The organism is Bradyrhizobium sp. SZCCHNR2028, from assembly GCF_032380995.1.
In the GTDB taxonomy this organism is placed as follows: Bacteria; Pseudomonadota; Alphaproteobacteria; order Rhizobiales; family Xanthobacteraceae; genus Bradyrhizobium.
Map to the genome: position 1 here is coordinate 328,102 of NZ_JAUHJF010000005.1, position 18,139 is coordinate 346,240.

The 18,139-nt window shown below is 65.2% G+C and carries 15 protein-coding genes; 6 read left to right on the forward strand and 9 right to left on the reverse strand.

Annotated features, from left to right (window positions below; all coding sequences use genetic code 11):
* Window positions 1-61 precede the first annotated feature (61 nt).
* The 3 genes from QX121_RS11720 to QX121_RS11730 all read right to left on the reverse strand — a co-directional run bounded on the left by QX121_RS11720 (window position 62) and on the right by QX121_RS11730 (window position 3,468).
* Window positions 62-1,042: a homoserine O-succinyltransferase gene (locus tag QX121_RS11720; protein ID WP_315811985.1), complete on the reverse strand. Its 981-nt coding sequence runs from the start codon at window positions 1,040-1,042 to the stop codon at window positions 62-64.
* A 12-nt stretch (window positions 1,043-1,054) separates the two neighbouring features.
* A complete protein-coding gene (locus QX121_RS11725) occupies window positions 1,055-2,359 on the reverse strand; it encodes an O-acetylhomoserine aminocarboxypropyltransferase/cysteine synthase family protein (protein WP_315811986.1) in 1,305 nt (434 codons plus the stop codon).
* 149 nt (window positions 2,360-2,508) lie between these two features.
* Window positions 2,509-3,468, reverse strand: coding sequence for an alpha/beta hydrolase (locus QX121_RS11730; RefSeq protein ID WP_315811987.1), 960 nt, complete (start codon window positions 3,466-3,468; stop codon window positions 2,509-2,511).
* Between the two features lie 141 nt (window positions 3,469-3,609).
* Between QX121_RS11730 and QX121_RS11735 the strand changes: the two genes are divergently transcribed.
* Complete coding sequence (locus tag QX121_RS11735) at window positions 3,610-4,497, forward strand: branched-chain amino acid aminotransferase (RefSeq protein WP_315798750.1); 888 nt, start codon at window positions 3,610-3,612, stop codon at window positions 4,495-4,497.
* Window position 4,498: 1 nt separating this feature from the next.
* Here the strand turns inward: QX121_RS11735 and QX121_RS11740 are convergent, their stop codons facing one another.
* The 3 genes from QX121_RS11740 to QX121_RS11750 are packed head-to-tail and all read right to left on the reverse strand — an operon-like array spanning window position 4,499 to window position 7,651.
* Window positions 4,499-5,380, reverse strand: coding sequence for an acyl-CoA acyltransferase (locus QX121_RS11740; protein ID WP_315811988.1), 882 nt, complete (start codon window positions 5,378-5,380; stop codon window positions 4,499-4,501).
* A gap of 39 nt (window positions 5,381-5,419) precedes the next feature.
* On the reverse strand, window positions 5,420-6,382 hold the full coding sequence (locus QX121_RS11745; RefSeq protein ID WP_315811989.1) for an amino acid--[acyl-carrier-protein] ligase: 963 nt from the start codon (window positions 6,380-6,382) through the stop codon (window positions 5,420-5,422).
* 42 nt (window positions 6,383-6,424) lie between these two features.
* A complete protein-coding gene (locus QX121_RS11750) occupies window positions 6,425-7,651 on the reverse strand; it encodes an acyl-CoA dehydrogenase family protein (protein ID WP_315811990.1) in 1,227 nt (408 codons plus the stop codon).
* 341 nt (window positions 7,652-7,992) lie between these two features.
* Here QX121_RS11750 and QX121_RS11755 point away from each other — a divergent pair, with 341 nt between their 5' ends.
* The 3 genes from QX121_RS11755 to mtnA all read left to right on the forward strand — a co-directional run bounded on the left by QX121_RS11755 (window position 7,993) and on the right by mtnA (window position 10,351).
* Window positions 7,993-8,265: a phosphopantetheine-binding protein gene (locus tag QX121_RS11755; RefSeq protein WP_315811991.1), complete on the forward strand. Its 273-nt coding sequence runs from the start codon at window positions 7,993-7,995 to the stop codon at window positions 8,263-8,265.
* 90 nt (window positions 8,266-8,355) lie between these two features.
* Window positions 8,356-9,231, forward strand: a complete 876-nt coding sequence (locus QX121_RS11760) for an S-methyl-5'-thioadenosine phosphorylase (protein WP_315811992.1) — start codon at window positions 8,356-8,358, stop codon at window positions 9,229-9,231.
* Window positions 9,232-9,244: 13 nt separating this feature from the next.
* Complete coding sequence (mtnA, locus tag QX121_RS11765) at window positions 9,245-10,351, forward strand: S-methyl-5-thioribose-1-phosphate isomerase (protein ID WP_315778503.1); 1,107 nt, start codon at window positions 9,245-9,247, stop codon at window positions 10,349-10,351.
* A 122-nt stretch (window positions 10,352-10,473) separates the two neighbouring features.
* Here mtnA and QX121_RS11770 read toward each other — a convergent pair whose 3' ends face one another.
* Window positions 10,474-11,109 carry an HAD-IA family hydrolase gene (locus tag QX121_RS11770; RefSeq protein ID WP_315781390.1) on the reverse strand — a complete coding sequence of 212 codons (636 nt, stop codon included), beginning with the start codon at window positions 11,107-11,109 and terminating at the stop codon, window positions 10,474-10,476.
* Window positions 11,110-11,199: 90 nt separating this feature from the next.
* On the opposite strand from QX121_RS11770, the gene QX121_RS11775 reads away from it, so the two are divergent.
* Both QX121_RS11775 and QX121_RS11780 read left to right on the forward strand, forming a co-directional pair.
* Window positions 11,200-11,970, forward strand: coding sequence for a S1 family peptidase (locus tag QX121_RS11775; RefSeq protein WP_316227616.1), 771 nt, complete (start codon window positions 11,200-11,202; stop codon window positions 11,968-11,970).
* A 110-nt stretch (window positions 11,971-12,080) separates the two neighbouring features.
* Entirely contained in the window at window positions 12,081-13,583 is a 1,503-nt protein-coding gene (locus QX121_RS11780; RefSeq protein ID WP_315811993.1) for an NAD(P)/FAD-dependent oxidoreductase, read from the forward strand.
* Window positions 13,584-13,799: 216 nt separating this feature from the next.
* Here QX121_RS11780 and QX121_RS11785 read toward each other — a convergent pair whose 3' ends face one another.
* Complete coding sequence (locus QX121_RS11785; protein ID WP_315811994.1) at window positions 13,800-14,717, reverse strand: response regulator transcription factor; 918 nt, start codon at window positions 14,715-14,717, stop codon at window positions 13,800-13,802.
* Window positions 14,707-18,081: an ATP-binding protein gene (locus tag QX121_RS11790; RefSeq protein WP_315811995.1), complete on the reverse strand. Its 3,375-nt coding sequence runs from the start codon at window positions 18,079-18,081 to the stop codon at window positions 14,707-14,709. The genes QX121_RS11785 and QX121_RS11790 overlap by 11 nt, the downstream gene beginning before the upstream one ends.
* Window positions 18,082-18,139 lie beyond the last annotated feature (58 nt).

Consider the following 18,139-nt stretch of genomic DNA (forward strand, 5'->3'; position numbering starts at 1 on the left):
TGCCAATCTAACAGATAGCGCGCGATTGCGCGATCGCCCCGATGAAAGGCGGGCCTTGGCGCTATCCGGTTTGCCCGAGATGGCCGATCCAGTTCCTGAACAGCGTCTGGGCGGCGCTTTCGGCGGCGAGATCGGGCCGCAGCGTCAATCCCGGGAGTTCGGCCGCCAGCGTCGGGTCGCGCCTTTCCTTGGCCCGCCACTCGAACGCGTTGAGCACCGCCTCGCTCTCGGCGCTGAAATAGGATTTCGGCAGCCGCGGGTAGTCGTCGCGCTGCCCGGCGAGAAAGCGCGCGATGTCACGCATGTATTCGCGCTGCAGGGAGAGCGCGTCATATTCGGGATGGCCCTGAAAGAACACGAACCGGCTCGGCGTCGAGCGCGCGAAAATGTCGACGCCGACCTCCTCCGACCGCGTCAGGATGTCGTAGCCGCGCTCCGCCAGCAGCGGCTCGTTGACGGCGTTGAGGCGGGAGTGCGGCACCTGAAGCGGCAAATGGATGCCGTGCGTGAGCCAGTCGTCCTGGACCTTCACGCAGTCGAAGATGCCGGAGCATTTGCTCGCAAGCCGCTGCCGCTCGATGTCGTCCAGGTGCAGCACGGCCGCGTGGGCCGCGAGACACGACCAGATCGTCGAGCGCGTATTGGTTCTGGCCCAGTCGATCACGGAGGTGAGGTCCGACCAATAAGGTTCGTCGCGCAATGTCGCGGCGACAGGCTCGGCGCCGGTCACGATCAGGCCGTCGATGCCGAGCCGATCGAGCGACCCGATGTCCGCGTAGGACTGGGCGACGTGGCTCCTGGCCGCTTGCGAGCGCAAGATGGAGGGCAGCGAGAAGCAGTGCAGGCGGATGCGGACGTGCTGCGGCGCGCACTGCTGCAGCAGGCGGGCGATCTGGAGATCGGTCGCCTTCAGGGCGCTGTCCGGCATGTTGTTGACGAGGCCGATCGAAAGCTCGATCGGGCGCCCTCCGCGGTCGTCGAACTCGGCGGGCGCGAGGGCAGGGCTCGCGATCCTGCGATGTCGGTCGAACAGCATGGTCATCGGCTGATCGCTCTACTCCGCCGCATCCAACTGACGCGTGCGAGGGCAGGCCTGGGCGAGCGCCTGGTCGAGATCCTGGATGATGTCGCTGACATGCTCGATGCCGATCGACAGCCGGATCGTCTCGGGGAGGACGCCCGCCTTGCGCTGGTCGTCCGGCGGCATCTGCCGATGTGTGGTCGATGCGGGATGGCAGGCCAGCGACTTCGCATCGCCGATATTGACCAGCCGCGTGACGAGCTTCAGGGAGTCGTAGAACACCTTGCCTGCCTCCATGCCGCCCTTGATCCCGAACGTGAACAGCGACGACGCCCGGCCGTCGAGATATTTCTGGACCAGAGGGTAGTAGCGGCTGTCGGCGAAGCCGGCGTAGTTGACCCATTCTACGCGCGGATCGTTGCGCAGGAATTTGGCGACCTGGCGCGCATTCTCGACGTGGCGCTCCATGCGCAACGCGACCGTCTCGATGCCCTGCAGCAGCAGGAAGGCATTGAACGGCGACAGCACCGCACCCATGGTCCGCTGATAGACGCTGCGCGCGCGCTGGATGTAGGCGCTGCGGCCGAAATGATCGGTGTAGACCATCCCGTGATAGGACGCGTCGGGCTGGGTGAAGGCGGGAAAACGGTCGGCATGATCCTTCCAGGGGAAGTTGCCGCTGTCGACCAGCATGCCGCCCAGCGTCGTGCCATGACCGCCGAGAAACTTGGTCAGCGAATGCACCGCGATGTCGGCGCCGTAATCGAACGGCCGCAGCAGGATCGGTGTTGCGACGGTGTTGTCGACGATCAGCGGCACGCCGTTGCGATGCGCAACCTTCGCCAGCGCCTCGATGTCGCAGACATTGCCGGCAGGATTGCCGATCGTCTCGGCGAACACGGCCTTGGTGTTTTCGTCGATGAGACGCTCGATGGCATCCGGCGCATCGCTTTCGGCAAAGCGCCCGGTGATGCCCTGGCGCGGCAGGATGTGCCCGAGCAGCGTGTGCGTGGTGCCATAGAGCTGCGGCACCGAGACGATGTTGCCGCCGCCATCGGCCAGATTGACGAATGCGAAGTGAAGCGCAGCCTGCCCGGTGCCGACGGCGAGCGCGCCGGCGCCGCCCTCGAGCTCGGTGACGCGCTTCTCGAGCACCGCCGTGGTCGGATTGGAGATACGGCTGTAGCGGTAGCCCTCGGCTTCGAGATTGAACAGCGCGGCGCCGTGATCGGCGCTGTCGAAGGCGTAGGCGGCGGTCTGATAGATCGGAACCGCGACGGCCTTGGTGGTCGCCTCCGGTTCATAGCCGGCGTGGATTGCAATCGTCTCATTGCGCATCGGCGATCTCCACTCCCGCATCCGTCCACAATGCAGGTTGCACGTATTCCGCGAGGGTGTCGTTGTAGGAGCGCAGGCGTAAAGCGGGCAATAATTCGCGACAAGAACGACGAAATAACCCTAACGATGTGTGGCCGATAAGCTTCGAATTAGCGTGCGGTTGGGACCGGGAGGAGGGACCGAATTTGCTGTCCGACCAGATCCAGTGCTGCTTTGGCCTGCGGCAGGATCGCACCGAGCGCGTGAAAATTGTGGACCATGCCGTTGTGACAGACATGCGCGACCGTGACACCAGCTTCCGCGAGCCGTGCCGCGTAGGCACTGCCCTCGTCACGCATCGGGTCGAATTCCGCGGTGTGGATCACAGCGGGGGGAAGCCCAGCCAGCGTCTCACGGCACAACGGCGATATCAGTGGATTGGCGACATCGACCTCGCCAACCAGATAGTCGGCGAGGTCGGCCTGCCAGGTCGCCCTGTCGATCAGGTGGCCGGTCCCGAACAGCTCGCGCGACGGCCAGAAATTGGAGAAATCGAGCACTGGACAGATCAGGCACTGCAGCGCGATCCTGAGATCGGTGCTGCCGACGGCCTGCTGACAAACGGCGGCGGCGAGCGTGGCGCCCGCGGAATCGCCGCCGATCACAATCCGACCGCCGTCGATGCCGAGCGCGGCCGCGCGATCGATGGCGAAGTGAACCGCCGCGATCGCATCCTCGATCGCTGCGGGGAACTTGTGCTCAGGCGCGAGGCGGTAGTCGATTGAGAGCAGCCGACAGCCGGAGGCGGCGGCAAGCGCGGCGGCGACCTTGTCGTGCGTGTCGATGCTGCCTGCCACGAGACCGCCGCCGTGAAAGTAGACGAAGCCGGGGAAGGGCGCCCCAGTATCATCCGGGCCTGCTGCAGGCGTATACAGGCGATAACGAAGCAGCCCGGAGGGCCCGGAGAAATTGCCGTCCCGCGTGATGACGGCGCCGCAGTCGTTGCGCGCGAATTGCATCAGCTTGGCGAGCGACTGCCGCCGCTGCGCGGGGGCCGGACGCTCCTGGCTTTCCGGCACAGCGGCAGCCACCATCGAAAGCAGGCGCTGGGCGCGAGGGTCGAGCGGCATGACAGCTCCAGTTAACCAAGGCATCGGGCATTGTGCCCATCAGCAGTGAATCGATCGTGAGCAGCAGGTCGCGACGGGGAAATCCTTAAAATGTTCACGCCAGAAGTGCAGACACGATCGATGCCGAACGGGAGCGCCGCCATGACCCACATCGTCAAGCCTGTCAGCTACTCGCAGACCTGGACCTTCTTCGACGGCGAATGGCGCGAGGGCAATGCGCCGATCATGGGCGTCCGGACCCACGCGACATGGCTCGCGTCGACCGTGTTCGACGGCGCACGCGCATTCGAAGGCGTGACGCCAGATCTCGATCGCCACTGCGCGCGCGTGAATCAGTCCGCGATCAATTTCCGGCTCAAGCCGGTGGTGGACGTCGAGACCTGGATGGGGTTGGCGCGGGAGGGGATCGCGCGGTTCGGAGCGAGAGCCGAGCTCTACATCCGCCCGATGTACTGGGCGCAGCATGGCGCCGGCGGCGGTGTCCTGTTCGATCCCGAGACCACCAATTGGTGCCTTTGCATCTATGAAGCGCCGATGCCGCAGCCGACGGGCAACGCCATCACGCTGTCGCCGTTCCGGCGGCCGACCGCCGAGTGCGCGCCGGTCGATGCCAAGGCGTCCTGCCTCTATCCGAACAATTCGCGCGCGCTGATCGAGGCGGCCTCGCGCGGCTTCAACAATTGCCTGATGCTCGATCTGCTCGGCAACGTCGCCGAGTTCGGCAATGCCAACGTGTTCATGGTCAAGGACGGCGTGGTGTTCACGCCGGTGCCGAACGGCACGTTTCTCAACGGGATCACCCGCCAGCGCGTGGCCGAGCTGCTGCGAGCCGACGGCGTCAGCGTGGTCGAGACCACGCTGCGCTATGCGGACTTCCTGGCCGCCGACGAGATCTTCTCGTCGGGCAATTTCGCCAAGGTCGCACCGGTCATTCGCATCGACGAGCGGACGCTGCCGATCGGTCCGGTGTTCAGCCGTGCGCGCCGGCTGTATTGGGACTATGCGCATGAGGTCAGGGTAGCCGCCTGAGCTAGGGGCCGTACAGCGGCAGCTCGGTGTCGCTGAGATCGCCGAGGCGCGGCGGCTGCGGTCCCTTGATGTACTTCCGGCCGCGCCGCTCGGTGTAGATGCCGACGAGACCGTCAATCGGCCCGTTAGCGTCGATGATGACAGAAACGGCGGCGCGACGCAGCAGCAGGCGGCCGACGGTACCGGCGCAGGAAACGTAGTCGGAGATGCTGCGGCAGTAGATCAGCTGCATCGCAGGCAATGCGAAGCGTCCCTGCCGGATGCGGACCTTCTGCAGCACCAGCGGAACGGGGCCCGCCGTCGATCGCACCACCACGCTGAGGCAGCCATAGCGCGCATGGCGCATCAGCAATTCGGCCTCATCCGACGGAACGCCATCCACGGTGCGGGCGTCTGCCCTGACCTTCTCAACCGGCGAACTGAGGCCAGCTAGCGACAGCGTCGGCATCGAAAAGAACAGGCCGCTGCAATAGGCGCGAAATCCTTGCGCCTCAATGATCGGCCAGGTCTGCCTTGCGGCGCTGATATTGACGTAAGTGACCTCCGGCCGACGCTGTGCGATTCTCGTCAGCATCGTCGCGTAGTTGCGAAAGGCAGGTTCGACATACCAGCTCGACAGATTGCACCAGATCTGCGGCTCCGCAGGCGTGCCGCGATCGCTGTAGATGACGAGCAAAACGCCGACCGCATTGCCGTCTTGCTCGAGCAGATAGCCGTAGCGTGGATAGCCGTCGGGCGTCGGGCGCGCGGCTTGCCACTGCAGGCCGCTCGACCAATAGCCGCGGGGCCGCCGGGGGAAGCCGCGTGTCAAGAGATCGGTGATCGCGTCCAGATCGGAGTCTCCGATCTCGCGGCATCGGATCGGCGGCTTGGGCGCGCCCATGAGATGTTCTGCCGATCCCTCGACGGCGGCTTCGTGGCGTCAGCCGACGGTGCTTGCCTGGCGCTCGAACTGCAGCGCTTCCCGTACGCGCGACGGCCAGCGCGTCGGATCGATGCCGTGGGTGTGGAATAGCGCGACCGCGAGGCGATCCATGCCGAAGGCCACGCAACCGGTGTGCGCCGGTGCACCATCGGCGTCGACGATGCCCCAGGTGGTGCCGAAATGCTCGCGGTGATAGTTGAAGCTCATGCAGGCGGTCGGCTGCTCTTCCGAGCGCAGCGGCACTAGCAGCTCGAATTTCAACGCCTGCTGCTTCTGGCTGACCGCCTTCATCTGGCCGACGCGGCCGAAGAACGGGTCGCTGGCGTGATCGACCCGGAACGACAGGCCGAGATCGCGGGCAATCGCCTGCGCCTTCACCATCCAGCGGTCACGGAATGCCGAGACGTCGTCGGGCGTGCCGATGCAGACATATTCGCGCATCCGGAACGACTGCAGGCGGTCGAGATGACGCGACGGCTCGCGGCGGAAGCAATCGGCCGCGACGTCGAAGCGCAGGCCGCCGACCGGCAGGGCGCCGCGGCTCGCCGCGATCGGATAGACCGGATAGCAGGCCGCGGGGGACAGCACGAGGTCGGCCGGCGACAGCGAGGTGGTCCAGTCGCCGCCCTTGTCGAAACGTGCCACGGCCTCGTGGATGTCCCGCTCGGTGCCGTGCAAGCCGCAGACGCAGCCCAGCAGGTTGGGAAAGCTCTTGAGATAGCCCGACTTCTCGAGCTGGGCGCGACTCATGACCGGTGGGAAGCGCATGACCTCCGTGCCGGGCTCGCGATGTCGCGTGATGAGCGTCGTGAGCCGCTCCACCACGCCTTCATACAGCGCGGTCCGCGCATAGACGCCATCTGCCCCCATGCGATGGAACAGGGCGCCGGTCAAATGATCCAGTGCATCGGCCGGCTGGGGCGCAATCTCGGGCGACTGCGGGAGAACGGGAATCGTCATTCTGCAAATCCTGAGTGGAGGCAATGGCTGCGATCGGCGTGATCATTCATGGAGCGAGGTCGGTACCGTGCTCATCAAGTTGGCCGTGGCAATGTTTGTGAGAATACGGTCGTTGTTGATCATGATCGGCGCCGACAGAACGTCTCGGAGGTGGCGGCCGATCGAGAACTCGCCGTCGTTGCGATAACCCGAGAGGCCGCAGGCGCGCATGGCGTGCATCACGGTCTCGACGGCAAGTTCCGAGGCCTGCACCTTCAACAGCGTGATCGAGGATTGGAAGTCGAGCGAGCTCAGCGCCCGCTCGTCATATTCGTGGGCGACGAAGGCATCCATGTTGGTGACGATCATTGCGCGCAGCCGGGCCAGCGCCATCTTCGCCGCGGTGTAATGCGCAGCTGCCGGCGGCATCTGTCCGCCGGCGCCGCGTGCGGCCTTGCGCAGGAAGCGCTGGGCGCGCTCCACGGCAGCCGCAGCGATGCCGGCCCAGGCCGACGACCAGCACAGATGTGCGAACGGCGTCATCGTCTGGCCGTGGATGCGATCATAGGACTCGGTGAACATGCGGTCGGAGGGACAGCTCACCTCGAGCGCGAATCCGGTCGAGCAGGTGCCGCGCATGCCCAGCGTTTCCCAGCCGAGCGTGCGCGCGATCGTGTAGTCGTCCCTCGTCAGCGCCAGCAGCACCTGATCGGACGCGGCAGCGCCATCGGCCCGGCGGGCGATCGTGACGAGGCCATCGGCTTCAGCGCCATAGGAAATGACCGTGGCATCGCGGTTGAGCGTGATTCGCTCGCCCTCGTGGCCGACTGCCGCGGCGCTCGCGCGGATATTGCCGCCGTTCTGGCCTTCGGTGGTGGAGGAGGCCATCAGCAGCTGCTCGGCGGCGATCCGGCGCATCAGCGATTCCATATAGGGATTGCCGCGGCCGTGACGAACCAGGCAGGCGACCTTGGTCTGGTGCATGGCGAAGATCATGGCGCTGGAGGCGCAGGCGCGCCCGAGCGCATAGCAGACGTCGGCAATGTCGTGGATCGAGGCGCCGAAGCCACCGAACTCGACGGGTATCTGCATCCCGAGCAGCTTGTGCTCGCGTGCCGCATCGATCGCGGCCTTCGGGAAGCGGCCGTCACGGTCGACCTCTTCGGCTTCCGCCGCGGCCTGCGTCGCAACAGCGGCGGTCCGCTGGACGAATAAGGAGCTGCGATCGAGCAGGAGGCTGTCGCCGTCGTCGGGGATCGGGTTGCGAAGCGCGGTTCCCTGGAGAGTCATGGTCGATCGATACTCCGGATCTTGTCTCTTTGAGAGAGCGGCACGCGCATCCGCAGTAGCAGGCCGATGCGCTGCGCCTTCTCTGGGCTGCAACGCAGGGTATGGATTTGATTCAAATGCGTCGACGAAATTCAGGGTAAACGCCGCGCAATCGACGGGTGGGGGTTAATTTCCGGTTGGTTCGATCCGAGAATTTTGGACCAAGCCGTTAGCGTTAAGACGAGTTCAGACTGGAATGGGGATGCGGCGTAACTCTTTCGACGCCGAATTGCGTTATCTCCCCTGCGCGTGCGTCGATCAGATCCGACGCGCCGGAACAAGTCGCGAGTGAAGAGGACCCCATGCCGAGTTTCGATGTCGATGTCAGTCGCAGGATCGTGGCGCTCGTGCGTGATATCCTCGCGCAGAATTCTACGGCCGCCGACGTGGCGGCGGATGCCAAGCTCGTCGATGTCGGGCTGACCTCGATGGACATGGTCAACCTGATGCTGGCGATCGAGGCGGAGTTCGATTTCACCATTCCGCAGGAGCTGATCACGCCGGAGAACTTCCAGTCCATCGCAACGCTGGAGCGCCTGGTGAGCGATCAGTTGGCGGCAGCGAAGGCCGCCTGACCCAGTTGCCACGCCCCGCGGATCACCGCGTCGCTGTTTTCAATTCGCCGCAAAGCTGGCATTCTCGTCTCCGCTGGAGATGGGGACGTCATGACGAAGGCTGTGCTTGGCATTATCGGCGGCTCGGGCATCTATGATCTGCCGGGATTGGAAGATGCCCGCGAAGAGGTGATCGTGAGCCCGTGGGGTGAGCCGTCGGCGCCGGTGCGCCGGGGGACCATTGCGGGGTTGCCGATCGTGTTCCTGCCGCGCCATGACAAGGGACACCGGCTGTCCCCGTCCGACATCAATTACCGCGCCAATATCGACGTGCTGAAGCGTGCTGGTGTCACCGACCTGGTGTCGCTGTCGGCCTGCGGCTCGTTCAAGGAAGAGCTCCCGCCGGGCACCTTCGTGCTGGTCGATCAGTTCGTCGATCGCACCTACAAGCGCGAGAGCTCGTTCTTCGGCAGGGGGTGTGTCGCCCACGTCTCGATGGCGCATCCGGTTTCACCGCGGTTGCGGATTCATCTCGCGGCTGCGGCCGAGGCCGAGGGCATCGCGATCGCGCGCGGCGGCACCTATGTCTGCATGGAGGGGCCGCAATTCTCGACCTATGCCGAAAGCATGACCTACAAGGCGTCAGGCTATTCGGTCATCGGCATGACCAACATGCCGGAGGCGAAGCTCGCCCGCGAGGCCGAGATCTGCTACGCGACGGTCGCGATGGTGACCGACTTCGACTGCTGGCATCCGGATCACGACGCCGTCACCGTGCAGGATATCATTCGCGTGCTCACCACCAACGCCGACAGGGCGAAATCGCTGGTGGCGCGGCTCGCCCGGGAGTTTCCGCGCGAGCATGAACCGTGCCCGATCGGCTCCGACCGAGCGCTCGACACCGCCTTGATCACTGCGCCGGAGGCGCGCGATCCCGAGCTTCTGAAGAAGCTCGATGCGGTCGCAGGCCGTATCTTGCGTGGTTGAGGGGGGATCGAACATGAAGGTGGACGGCAGGCATTATCGCAGCATCTGGCTCGACTCCGACGGCTGGTCGGTCTGCGCGATCGATCAGCGCCGATTGCCGCACGAGTTCGTGGTGGCGAAGATCACGACATGCGAGGAGGCGGCGGACGCGATCCGCGGCATGCTGGTCCGCGGTGCGCCGCTGATCGGCGCCACCGCCGCGTTCGGCATGGCGCTGGCGATGCGCGACGACCGCTCCGATCCTGGCATCGACCGCGCCTACGAGATGCTGATCGCGACGCGGCCGACCGCGATCAACCTGAAATGGGCGCTCGACACGATGAGCACCATGCTGCGCCGGCTGGCGCCGTCGGAGCGTCGCGATGCGGCCTATTCCCGCGCCGTCGACATTGCCGGCGAGGACGTCACGATCAACCAGGGCATCGCCGCGCACGGCTTCGCGCTGATCGAGGCGGCCGCGGCGCGCAAGAAGCCGGGCGAAGTCGTGAACGTGCTGACCCACTGCAATGCCGGCTGGCTTGCGACCGTCGATTGGGGCACGGCGACCGCGCCGATCTATCTTGCGCACGATCGCGGCATTCCGATCCATGTCTGGGTCGACGAGACACGGCCGCGCAATCAAGGCGCCTCGCTGACCGCTTGGGAACTCGGGCATCACGGCGTGGCGCATACCGTCATCCCGGATAACACCGGCGGCCATCTCATGCAGCATGGGATGGTCGATCTCGCCATCGTCGGCACCGACCGCGTCGCCGCCAATGGCGACGTCTGCAACAAGATCGGCACCTATCTCAAGGCACTGGCCGCGCATGACAATGGTGTGCCGTTCTATGTCGCGCTGCCGTCGCCGACGATCGACTTCGCCGTTGCCGAGGGACGGCAGATCCCGATCGAGCAGCGCAGCGCGCAGGAGGTCACTGAGATGACGGGTCGCACCGCCGACGGTCGCATCGAGACCGTGCGCATCGTTCCGCCGGGCTCGCCGGTTGCGAACTACGGCTTCGACGTCACCCCGGCACGGCTGGTGACGGGGTTGATCACGGAGCGCGGCGTGCTGCAGGCTGACGGAGCGGCGCTGGCGGCCGCATTTCCCGAGCGGGCGAAACAAACGAACTATTGAGATCCTCGTCATTGCGAGCGCAGCGACGTGTCCGCCGAAGCCCAAAGGGCGAAGGCGGAAGCAATCCAGAATCCCGCGAAGCCTCCGGCTCGCTTCGGCGCAAAAGCGCCGCGCAATGACGATCAGCGCAGGCGCAGTCCCGTCGCGGCTTCCAGCTCCGTAATCGCCTGCGACGCGCTCACGACCTTGATCGTCGTCATGCCCATCTCGCGCGCCGGCTTCAGGTTGACGCCGAGATCGTCGAGGTAGACGCAGTCCGCGGGGCTGACGCCGAGCGTCTCGGTCATCATCCGGTAGATCCGCGGATCGGGCTTGCGCAGGCCGATCTTGGCGGATTCGATCACGTGATCGAACAGCGCCATCACCTCCGCAACGTAGAACGAGCGGCCGCCCTGGCTGCCGATTGCGTTCGCTGGCAGATTGTTGGTGATGCAGCCGGTCTTGCACTCCGCCTTGATGCGGCGGAGCGCCTCGACCATGCCGGGCCGGAGATCGCCGGCGAGCAGCGGCAGCACCTCGCGCCCGCTGACCGCTGCGCCGCCGAGCGCCAGCGACTCCTCCGCAAACAGCCGGTCGAAAGTGTCGAGGTCGATCTCGGCGCGCTCGAATTTCGCCCAGGCGTTCTCGAGATGATTGGCAGCATTGGTGTTGCGGATGATGTCGACGGGATAGCCGCGCTCCTTCTCGAACCGCGCGAAGGCCTCGAACGGCGATGTCGTCATGACGCCACCGAAATCAAAGATCACCGCCTCGACCATGTCAGTCCCATCCTCGTTCGATCCCCGGATGATCGCTAGCATGGGACGCCGCACTTGGCGATATCGGCCGCAGCCGCTATTGCTGCCGCGATGAAGCCGTCTCACGCAATCATTGCAGCCGCCGTCCTGCTGGCGCCATCGCCAATCCTTGCCATCGTCGGCAACGCGCCGGCGCTGAATGACGGCATCGGCCGCTCCGTGGTCACGATCGTCGGCTCGCGCGGCAATTTTTGCAGCGGCGCACTGATTGCCCCGAAGCTCGTGCTGACCGCCGGACATTGCGTGCAGCCGGGGCTCGATTACCGCATCGTGGAATACGATCGTGACCGCAAGCCGGTTCTCAAGACGGTCCGACGGGTGGCGGTGCATCCGAGCTTCAGCGTGCAGGCCATCGTGGCGCATCGCGCCACCGCCGATGTCGCGCTGCTGGAATTGGAGGTGCCCGTGAAAGAGCGCGTGCCAGCGGCGCTTGGCGTGCCGCAGCCGCCGCTTGCCGCCGGCAACGCGTTCACGGTCGCAGGGATCGGTGTCGCTGTCCCAGGCGACGGAAAGAGCGGCGGCATGGTGCGCGGGGCGGCGTTGGTTGCGACGGGCAAACCGGGCACGCTGCAGATCCGGCTCGTCGATCCGGCGACGCAAGGCGTGCGGCCCGGATTGGGCGGCTGCACCGGCGACTCCGGCGGGCCTGCTTTCGAGACGCAGCCGCAAGGTCAGGTGCTGATCGGCGTCATCTCATGGTCGACCGGACCGAATCTCGGCGACGGCTGCGGCGGCATGACCGGCGTCACGCCGCTCACGCTATATCGCGATTGGGTCGCACAGACCGCGCGGCAATGGGGCATGCCGCTCAGCGGAAATTGAGATCGTTCAGGGCTGGGTTGCGGCTCGCGGTCGCGGGTTGACCATCGTCGTGATCGGGTTCAGCCTGTCGCGCGAGGAAACAACATCAAGACCAAAGCCCAGGGACTCCCATGAACGTCATCGCGCCCATCCGGGAGGCCGCGTCCTCTCACGCGACCGAACATTTCGACGTGCTGATCGTCGGCGCCGGCATCTCCGGTGTCGGCAGCGCCTATCAGTTGACCAAGCAGATGCCCGACAAGCGCTTCGTGATCCTGGAGAGCCAGGACAGCTTTGGCGGCACCTGGCGGACGCACCGCTATCCCGGCATCCGCTCCGACAGCGACCTGCATACGTTCGGCTACAGCTTCAAGCCATGGGTCGGGCCGCCGATCGCGACCGCGGAAGAGATCCTCAACTACATGGGCGACGTGATCGAGGAGAACGACCTTGGCCGCCACATTCGCTATGGCCACCTCATCCTGTCCGCGAGTTGGTCGAGCGCGACCAGTCTCTGGACGGTCCAAGCGGTGAAGGGCAGGGATCACGAGCCCGTCACCTTTACAACGAATTTTCTCTGGATGTGCCAGGGCTACTACCGACACTCAAAGGGCTACACGCCGGAGTGGCCGGACATGGCGAAGTTCAAGGGCCGCATCGTCCATCCGCAGTTGTGGCCCGAGGATATCGATCTCACGGGCAAGCAGGTCGTGGTGATCGGCTCCGGTGCGACGGCCGCGACCATCCTGCCCTCGATCGCCGGCCAATGCGCGCATGTGACGATGCTGCAGCGGTCGCCGACCTACTTCCGCGTTGGCCGCAATGCGATCGAGCTGGCCGAGGAGCTGCGGAGACTGCAGGTGAAGGAGGAATGGATCCATGAGATCGTCAGGCGCAAGATCCTGTTCGAACAGGATTGGTTCACCAAGCGCTGCCTGACCGAGCCCGACCAGGTGAAGAAGGAGCTGATCGGCCAGATCAGCGCCATCCTCGGACCCGACTATACGGCCAAGCACTTCACCCCGAGCTACCGCCCGTGGCGGCAGCGTATCGCCTTCGTGCCGGATGCCGACCTGTTCGAGGGCATCAAGAGCGGCAAGGCCTCGGTTGTGACCAACGAGATCGAGCGGTTCACCGAGACAGGCATCAAGCTGAAGTCCGGCGACGAGCTCAAGGCCGACATCATCATCACCGCGACCGGCTTCGATCTCTGCGTGCTCGGCGACATCGCGTTTACGATCGACGGCAAGCCGCTCGACTTCGCTGACACCGTGACCTATCGCGGCATGATGTTCACCGGCGTGCCGAACCTGGCCTGGGTGTTCGGCTATTTCCGCGCCAGTTGGACGTTGCGCACGGACCTCGTCGCGGATTTCGTGTGCCGCCTGCTCGCGCACATGAAAGAAAAAGGTGTGAGCAAGGTCGTGCCGGCGCTGCGCCCGGAGGATCACAACATGCCGCTGCTGCCATGGATCGACCCGGAGAACTTCAACCCCGGCTACATGATGCGCAACATGCATCTGCTGCCCAAGCGCGGCGACAAGCCGGAGTGGCAGCACAGCCAGGACTATTGGAGCGAGAAGGACCAGATTCCTGCGATCGATCTGGACGATCCGGCGTTCGTGTACGGGTGAGCTTTTAACGGCCGGTGTGCCGCTCCAAAGACGGCGTCGTCCCCGCGAAAGCGGGGATCCATAGCCACCGGCAGGTGTGCTGGGCACAACGTCAACTTTCGTCCTGCCTCAAGACACATCACGCGGTATGGGTCCCGGGTCGGCGCCCGTCGACGCTCCGCGTCGCCGAGCTTGCCCGGGACGACAGTCTTGTAGGGACGCGCGATTCGGCTCGCCTCAATTCTCCCGCCGCGCCACACCGGTCGCGATCGCCGCGGCGGCGGTGCGGTTCTCGACGCCGAGCTTGGCGTAGATCTGCTCGAGGTGCTTGTCGACGGTGCGCGGGCTCAGTCCCAGGATTTGCGCGATGTCGCGGTTGGTCTTGCCCTTGGACAGCCATGACAGCACCTCGCCCTCGCGCGTGGTGAGACCGAACGCGCTGGAGAACTGCTTGGGCAGCTCGCCGGAGGACTCCTTGGCGAGCCGCAGCAGGAACTCGTTGGGCCCGGCTCCCCCCATATAGTAGAGGCGCAATTCGGGATGATCGGGAATCGAAGCGGCGGCCTTGGCGCCGCCTTTGCCGTTCTGCGCCTGATCCAGCCACAGCCGCAGCGCTTCCGGCAGCACGAGCTCCTCCGCCGTGCCAAAACTGTCCGACAACAGCTTCTGGGCCTGCGGCGTCGCCCACATCAGCCGTCCCTCGCGGTTGACGGCGAGCAGGAAGCGACCGGAGACGTCGAGCGCGGCGCGCGCGCTCTGCGTCATCCGGGCGTTGGCGAGATGCACGCGGATGCGCGCCAGCATCTCCGAGACGGCGATCGGCTTGGTGACGTAGTCGACGCCGCCGGCCTCCAGTCCCTGCACGATGTGCTCGGTGTCGGCGAGCCCGGTCATGAAGATCACGGGGACGTTGGAGAGGCCTGTCTCGCGCTTGAGCTTGCGGCAGGTCTCGAAGCCGTCCATGCCGGGCATGACCGCATCGAGCAGGATGATGTCCGGCGTGATCTGGTCGATAATGCGCATGGCCGCGGCGCCATCGAGCGCAACCATGACGGTCATGCCGGCCCCATCCAGCGCGTCCGTCAGCAGCCGAAGCGTCTCCGGCGAGTCGTCGACGACCAGAGCGACGTCGCGCTTCTTGCTGTCAATGCTCATAGGCGTGCAAGGTCTTCAGAGTTGCCATGTACTGATCGAGATCGAAGCGGTCGATGAGCGTGCGCATCTGGGCGACGAAGTCGGCATGCTCGGGATGCGCGTTGCGGATCTCGTCGAGCTTGAGCTGAATGGCCCTGATGTAGCCGATCTGGCCGAGGCTCATCAGCTCTTCGACATATTTGAGCGGCGGCCGGGATCCGGTGTCCGGCCGCCAGCGTGGCGGGGCCACGGGCGTGTCGGTCTGGTAGCTCCATTCGAGCTTCAGCAATTGACGTATCGCCTCCAGCAGCCTTGGGATGTCGATCGGCTTCATCAGGTAGCTGTCGTGAAAGGGTTGCGCCAACGGCCGGCCGTGCGCTTCGAGCGCGCTCGCAGATGTCATCAGGATCCGGGCCTGATGATGACCGCTGTTGCGCAAGGTCTCGGCCACTGTCCAGCCGTCCATGCCGGGCATCGAGATGTCCAGAATGAACAGATCCGGCTGGCAGTGTTGTGCGAGCGCGAGGCAGGCGGGACCGTCGGGCGCGCTCAGCAGGATGAAGCCGAGCGGCGTCAGCACTTCGCGTAGGAGGTCGCGATGCACAGGATCATCGTCAGTGATCAGGATCGTCCTGCGCGGCCCGCGATAGCCGGCCACCGGCGCCTTCACCGGCGCATGCCGCGTCGGGTTTGTCACCTCGGACAGCAGGATCTTGACCTTGAACGTACTGCCGGCGCCGACTTTGCTCACGACCTTGATGTCGCCGCCCATGACGCCGGCGAGCAGACGGCTGATCGTCAGGCCGAGCCCCGTACCTGTCTGCGGCTGCGCAACCCCGAGCGCGCCGCGCTCAAAGGGCGCGAAGATGCGTTCCAGATCGTCGGGCTGGATGCCCGGGCCGGTGTCGATCACCTCGAACTCGGCCACCGGGCTCCGATAGTGCACGACGAACTGGACGCTGCCTTCCCCGGTGAATTTGATGGCATTCGACAGCAGGTTGATCAGGATCTGGCGCAGCCGCTTCTCGTCGGCATAGACGACCAGCGGCAGGACCGCCGGCCGCTTGAACACGAAGTCGACGCCTTTCGCCGCGGCCTGCAATCGGAACATGCCCACGAGCTGATCCAGGAATTCGCTGAGACGGACCTCGTCGCGCGACAGATACAGCCGCCCGGCTTCGATCTTGGAAATGTCGAGAATGCCGTCGATCAGGCCGGACAGATGATCGGCGCTGCGGCGGACGACGCGAACCTGGTCCCGCGGCTTCGGTGCGAGGCTCGTGTCCTGCTCGAGCAGTTGCGCATAGCCGGAGATCGCGTTCAGCGGCGAGCGCAGCTCATGGCTGAGGCCGACCACATAGCGGCTCTTGGCGAGATTGGCTGATTCCGCAACTTCCTTGGCGCGCTGCAACTCTGCATCGGTGCGCTTGTGCGCCTCGATCTCCTGAATCAACAGCTGGGTCTGCCGCCGCGTCTCGTCTTCGGCCGCACGGCGGCTCTGCTGGGCCAGTACGAACAGCCACGTCACGACACCGATGATGATGGAGAGGGCGAAGAACACCTTCCACAGCACATCGGAGATGATGCCCTTGAAGCCCGGCAGCGCCGCCGACGTCTCCAGATAGATCATGCCGAGCGTCAGCGCGACGAGCCCGGCCGATGTCAGAAATACACCGACATAATGGCCGAGCTGCGAGTTGAACTTGGCCAGCAACGACTCTGGCAGCATGCCGCTGAGCGCCGCTGCGACCTGAGCCTGGGCCCGCGCGTGCGGCTTGCACAGGTCGTGGCAGCGGGCATCGAGCGAGCAGCACAGCGAGCAGATCGGACCGGCATAGGCCGGGCAGGAGGCGGTATCCTCCGGTTCGAAGTGATGCTCACAGATGCAGCATTGGATCTGCTCGATGTTCTGCCAGCTCCGCTTCGGCTTGCGTGCCAGATAGTATTTGCCGTCGGTCAGATAGGCGATCGCAGGCGCGGTGACGAGCGCGACGCCGAGCGCGACGAAGGTCGACAGCGCCTTTCCGGTCGGCCCGAACAGGCCATAGAAGGCGCTGATCGAGACGATCGTCGCGATCGTCATCGCGCCGACCCCCACCGGGTTGATGTCGTAGAGATGGGCGCGCTTGAACTCCATCTGCGGCGGGCGCAGGCCCAGCGGCTTGTTGATCACGAGGTCGGCGACGAGAGCGCCGACCCAGGAGATCGCGATGTTGGAGTACAGCGCCAGCGTCTGCTCCAGCGCCTTGTAGACGCCGATCTCCATCAGCAGCAGCGCGACGACGACGTTGAACACGAGCCACACGACGCGCCCCGGATGGCTGTGCGTCAGACGCGAGAAGAAGTTCGACCAGGCGATCGAGCCGGCATAGGCGTTGGTGACGTTGATCTTGATCTGGGAGACGATCACGAAGGTGCCGGTCAATGCAAGCGCCAGGTCCGGCCGGGCCAAGACGTAGCGGAACGCCTCCAGATACATGTGCGCGGGTTCGGCTGCGTGGTCGGCGGAGACTCCGTGGCTCAGCGCGAAGAAGGCGAGGAACGAGCCTGCCAGCAGCTTCAGTGCCCCGAGCACGATCCAGCCGGGGCCAGCCGACAACAGCGCGATCCACCACGACCGTTTGGACGTGCGGCGGTCACGCGGCAGGAAGCGCAGGAAGTCGACCTGCTCGCCGATTTGGGCGACCAGCGAGAACACGACCGCCGCGGCGGTCCCGAACAGCGCCAGATCGAGATGGCCCATGGGATCGCCGTGCTCGCCGGGAAACTGCTGCCATTCGACGAAGGAGTGCGGGCTGGCATAGGCGATCGCGGCAAAGGGGAGGATGTGCAGCACGACCCATAGCGGCTGTGTCCACAGCTGGAAGCGACTGATCAGGGTGATGCCGTAGGTGACGAGCGGGATGATGACGACGGCGCTGATGAGATAGCCGATCGGCCGGGGAATGCCGAAGCACATCTCCAGCGCCGAAGCCAGGATGACCGCCTCGATGGCGAAGAAGATGAAGGTGAACGACGCGTAGATCAGCGAGGTGATGGTCGAGCCGATATAGCCGAAGCCGGCGCCGCGGGTCAGCAGGTCGATGTCGATGCCGCATTTGGCCGCATGGTAGGCAATCGGCAGGCCGCAGCAGAAGATGATCACACTGGCGACCAGGATCGCGGCGGTCGCGTTGGTGACGCCATAGTTCAAGGTGATGGTGCCGCCGATCGCCTCAAGTGCGAGGAACGAGATCGCGCCCAGCGCCGTGTTGGCGACGCGGGCGGCGGACCAGCGCCGCGCGCTCTTGGCCGTAAAACGGAGCGCATAGTCCTCCAACGTCTGGTTGGCGACCCATTGGTTGTATTGGCGCCTGACGCGGTCGATCCGCTGCCGCCCTGCCACTCTCGAACTCCTCACGCGAAGCGGTTCACCCGCACGCATTGTCCTGCCGCTCGCAAGA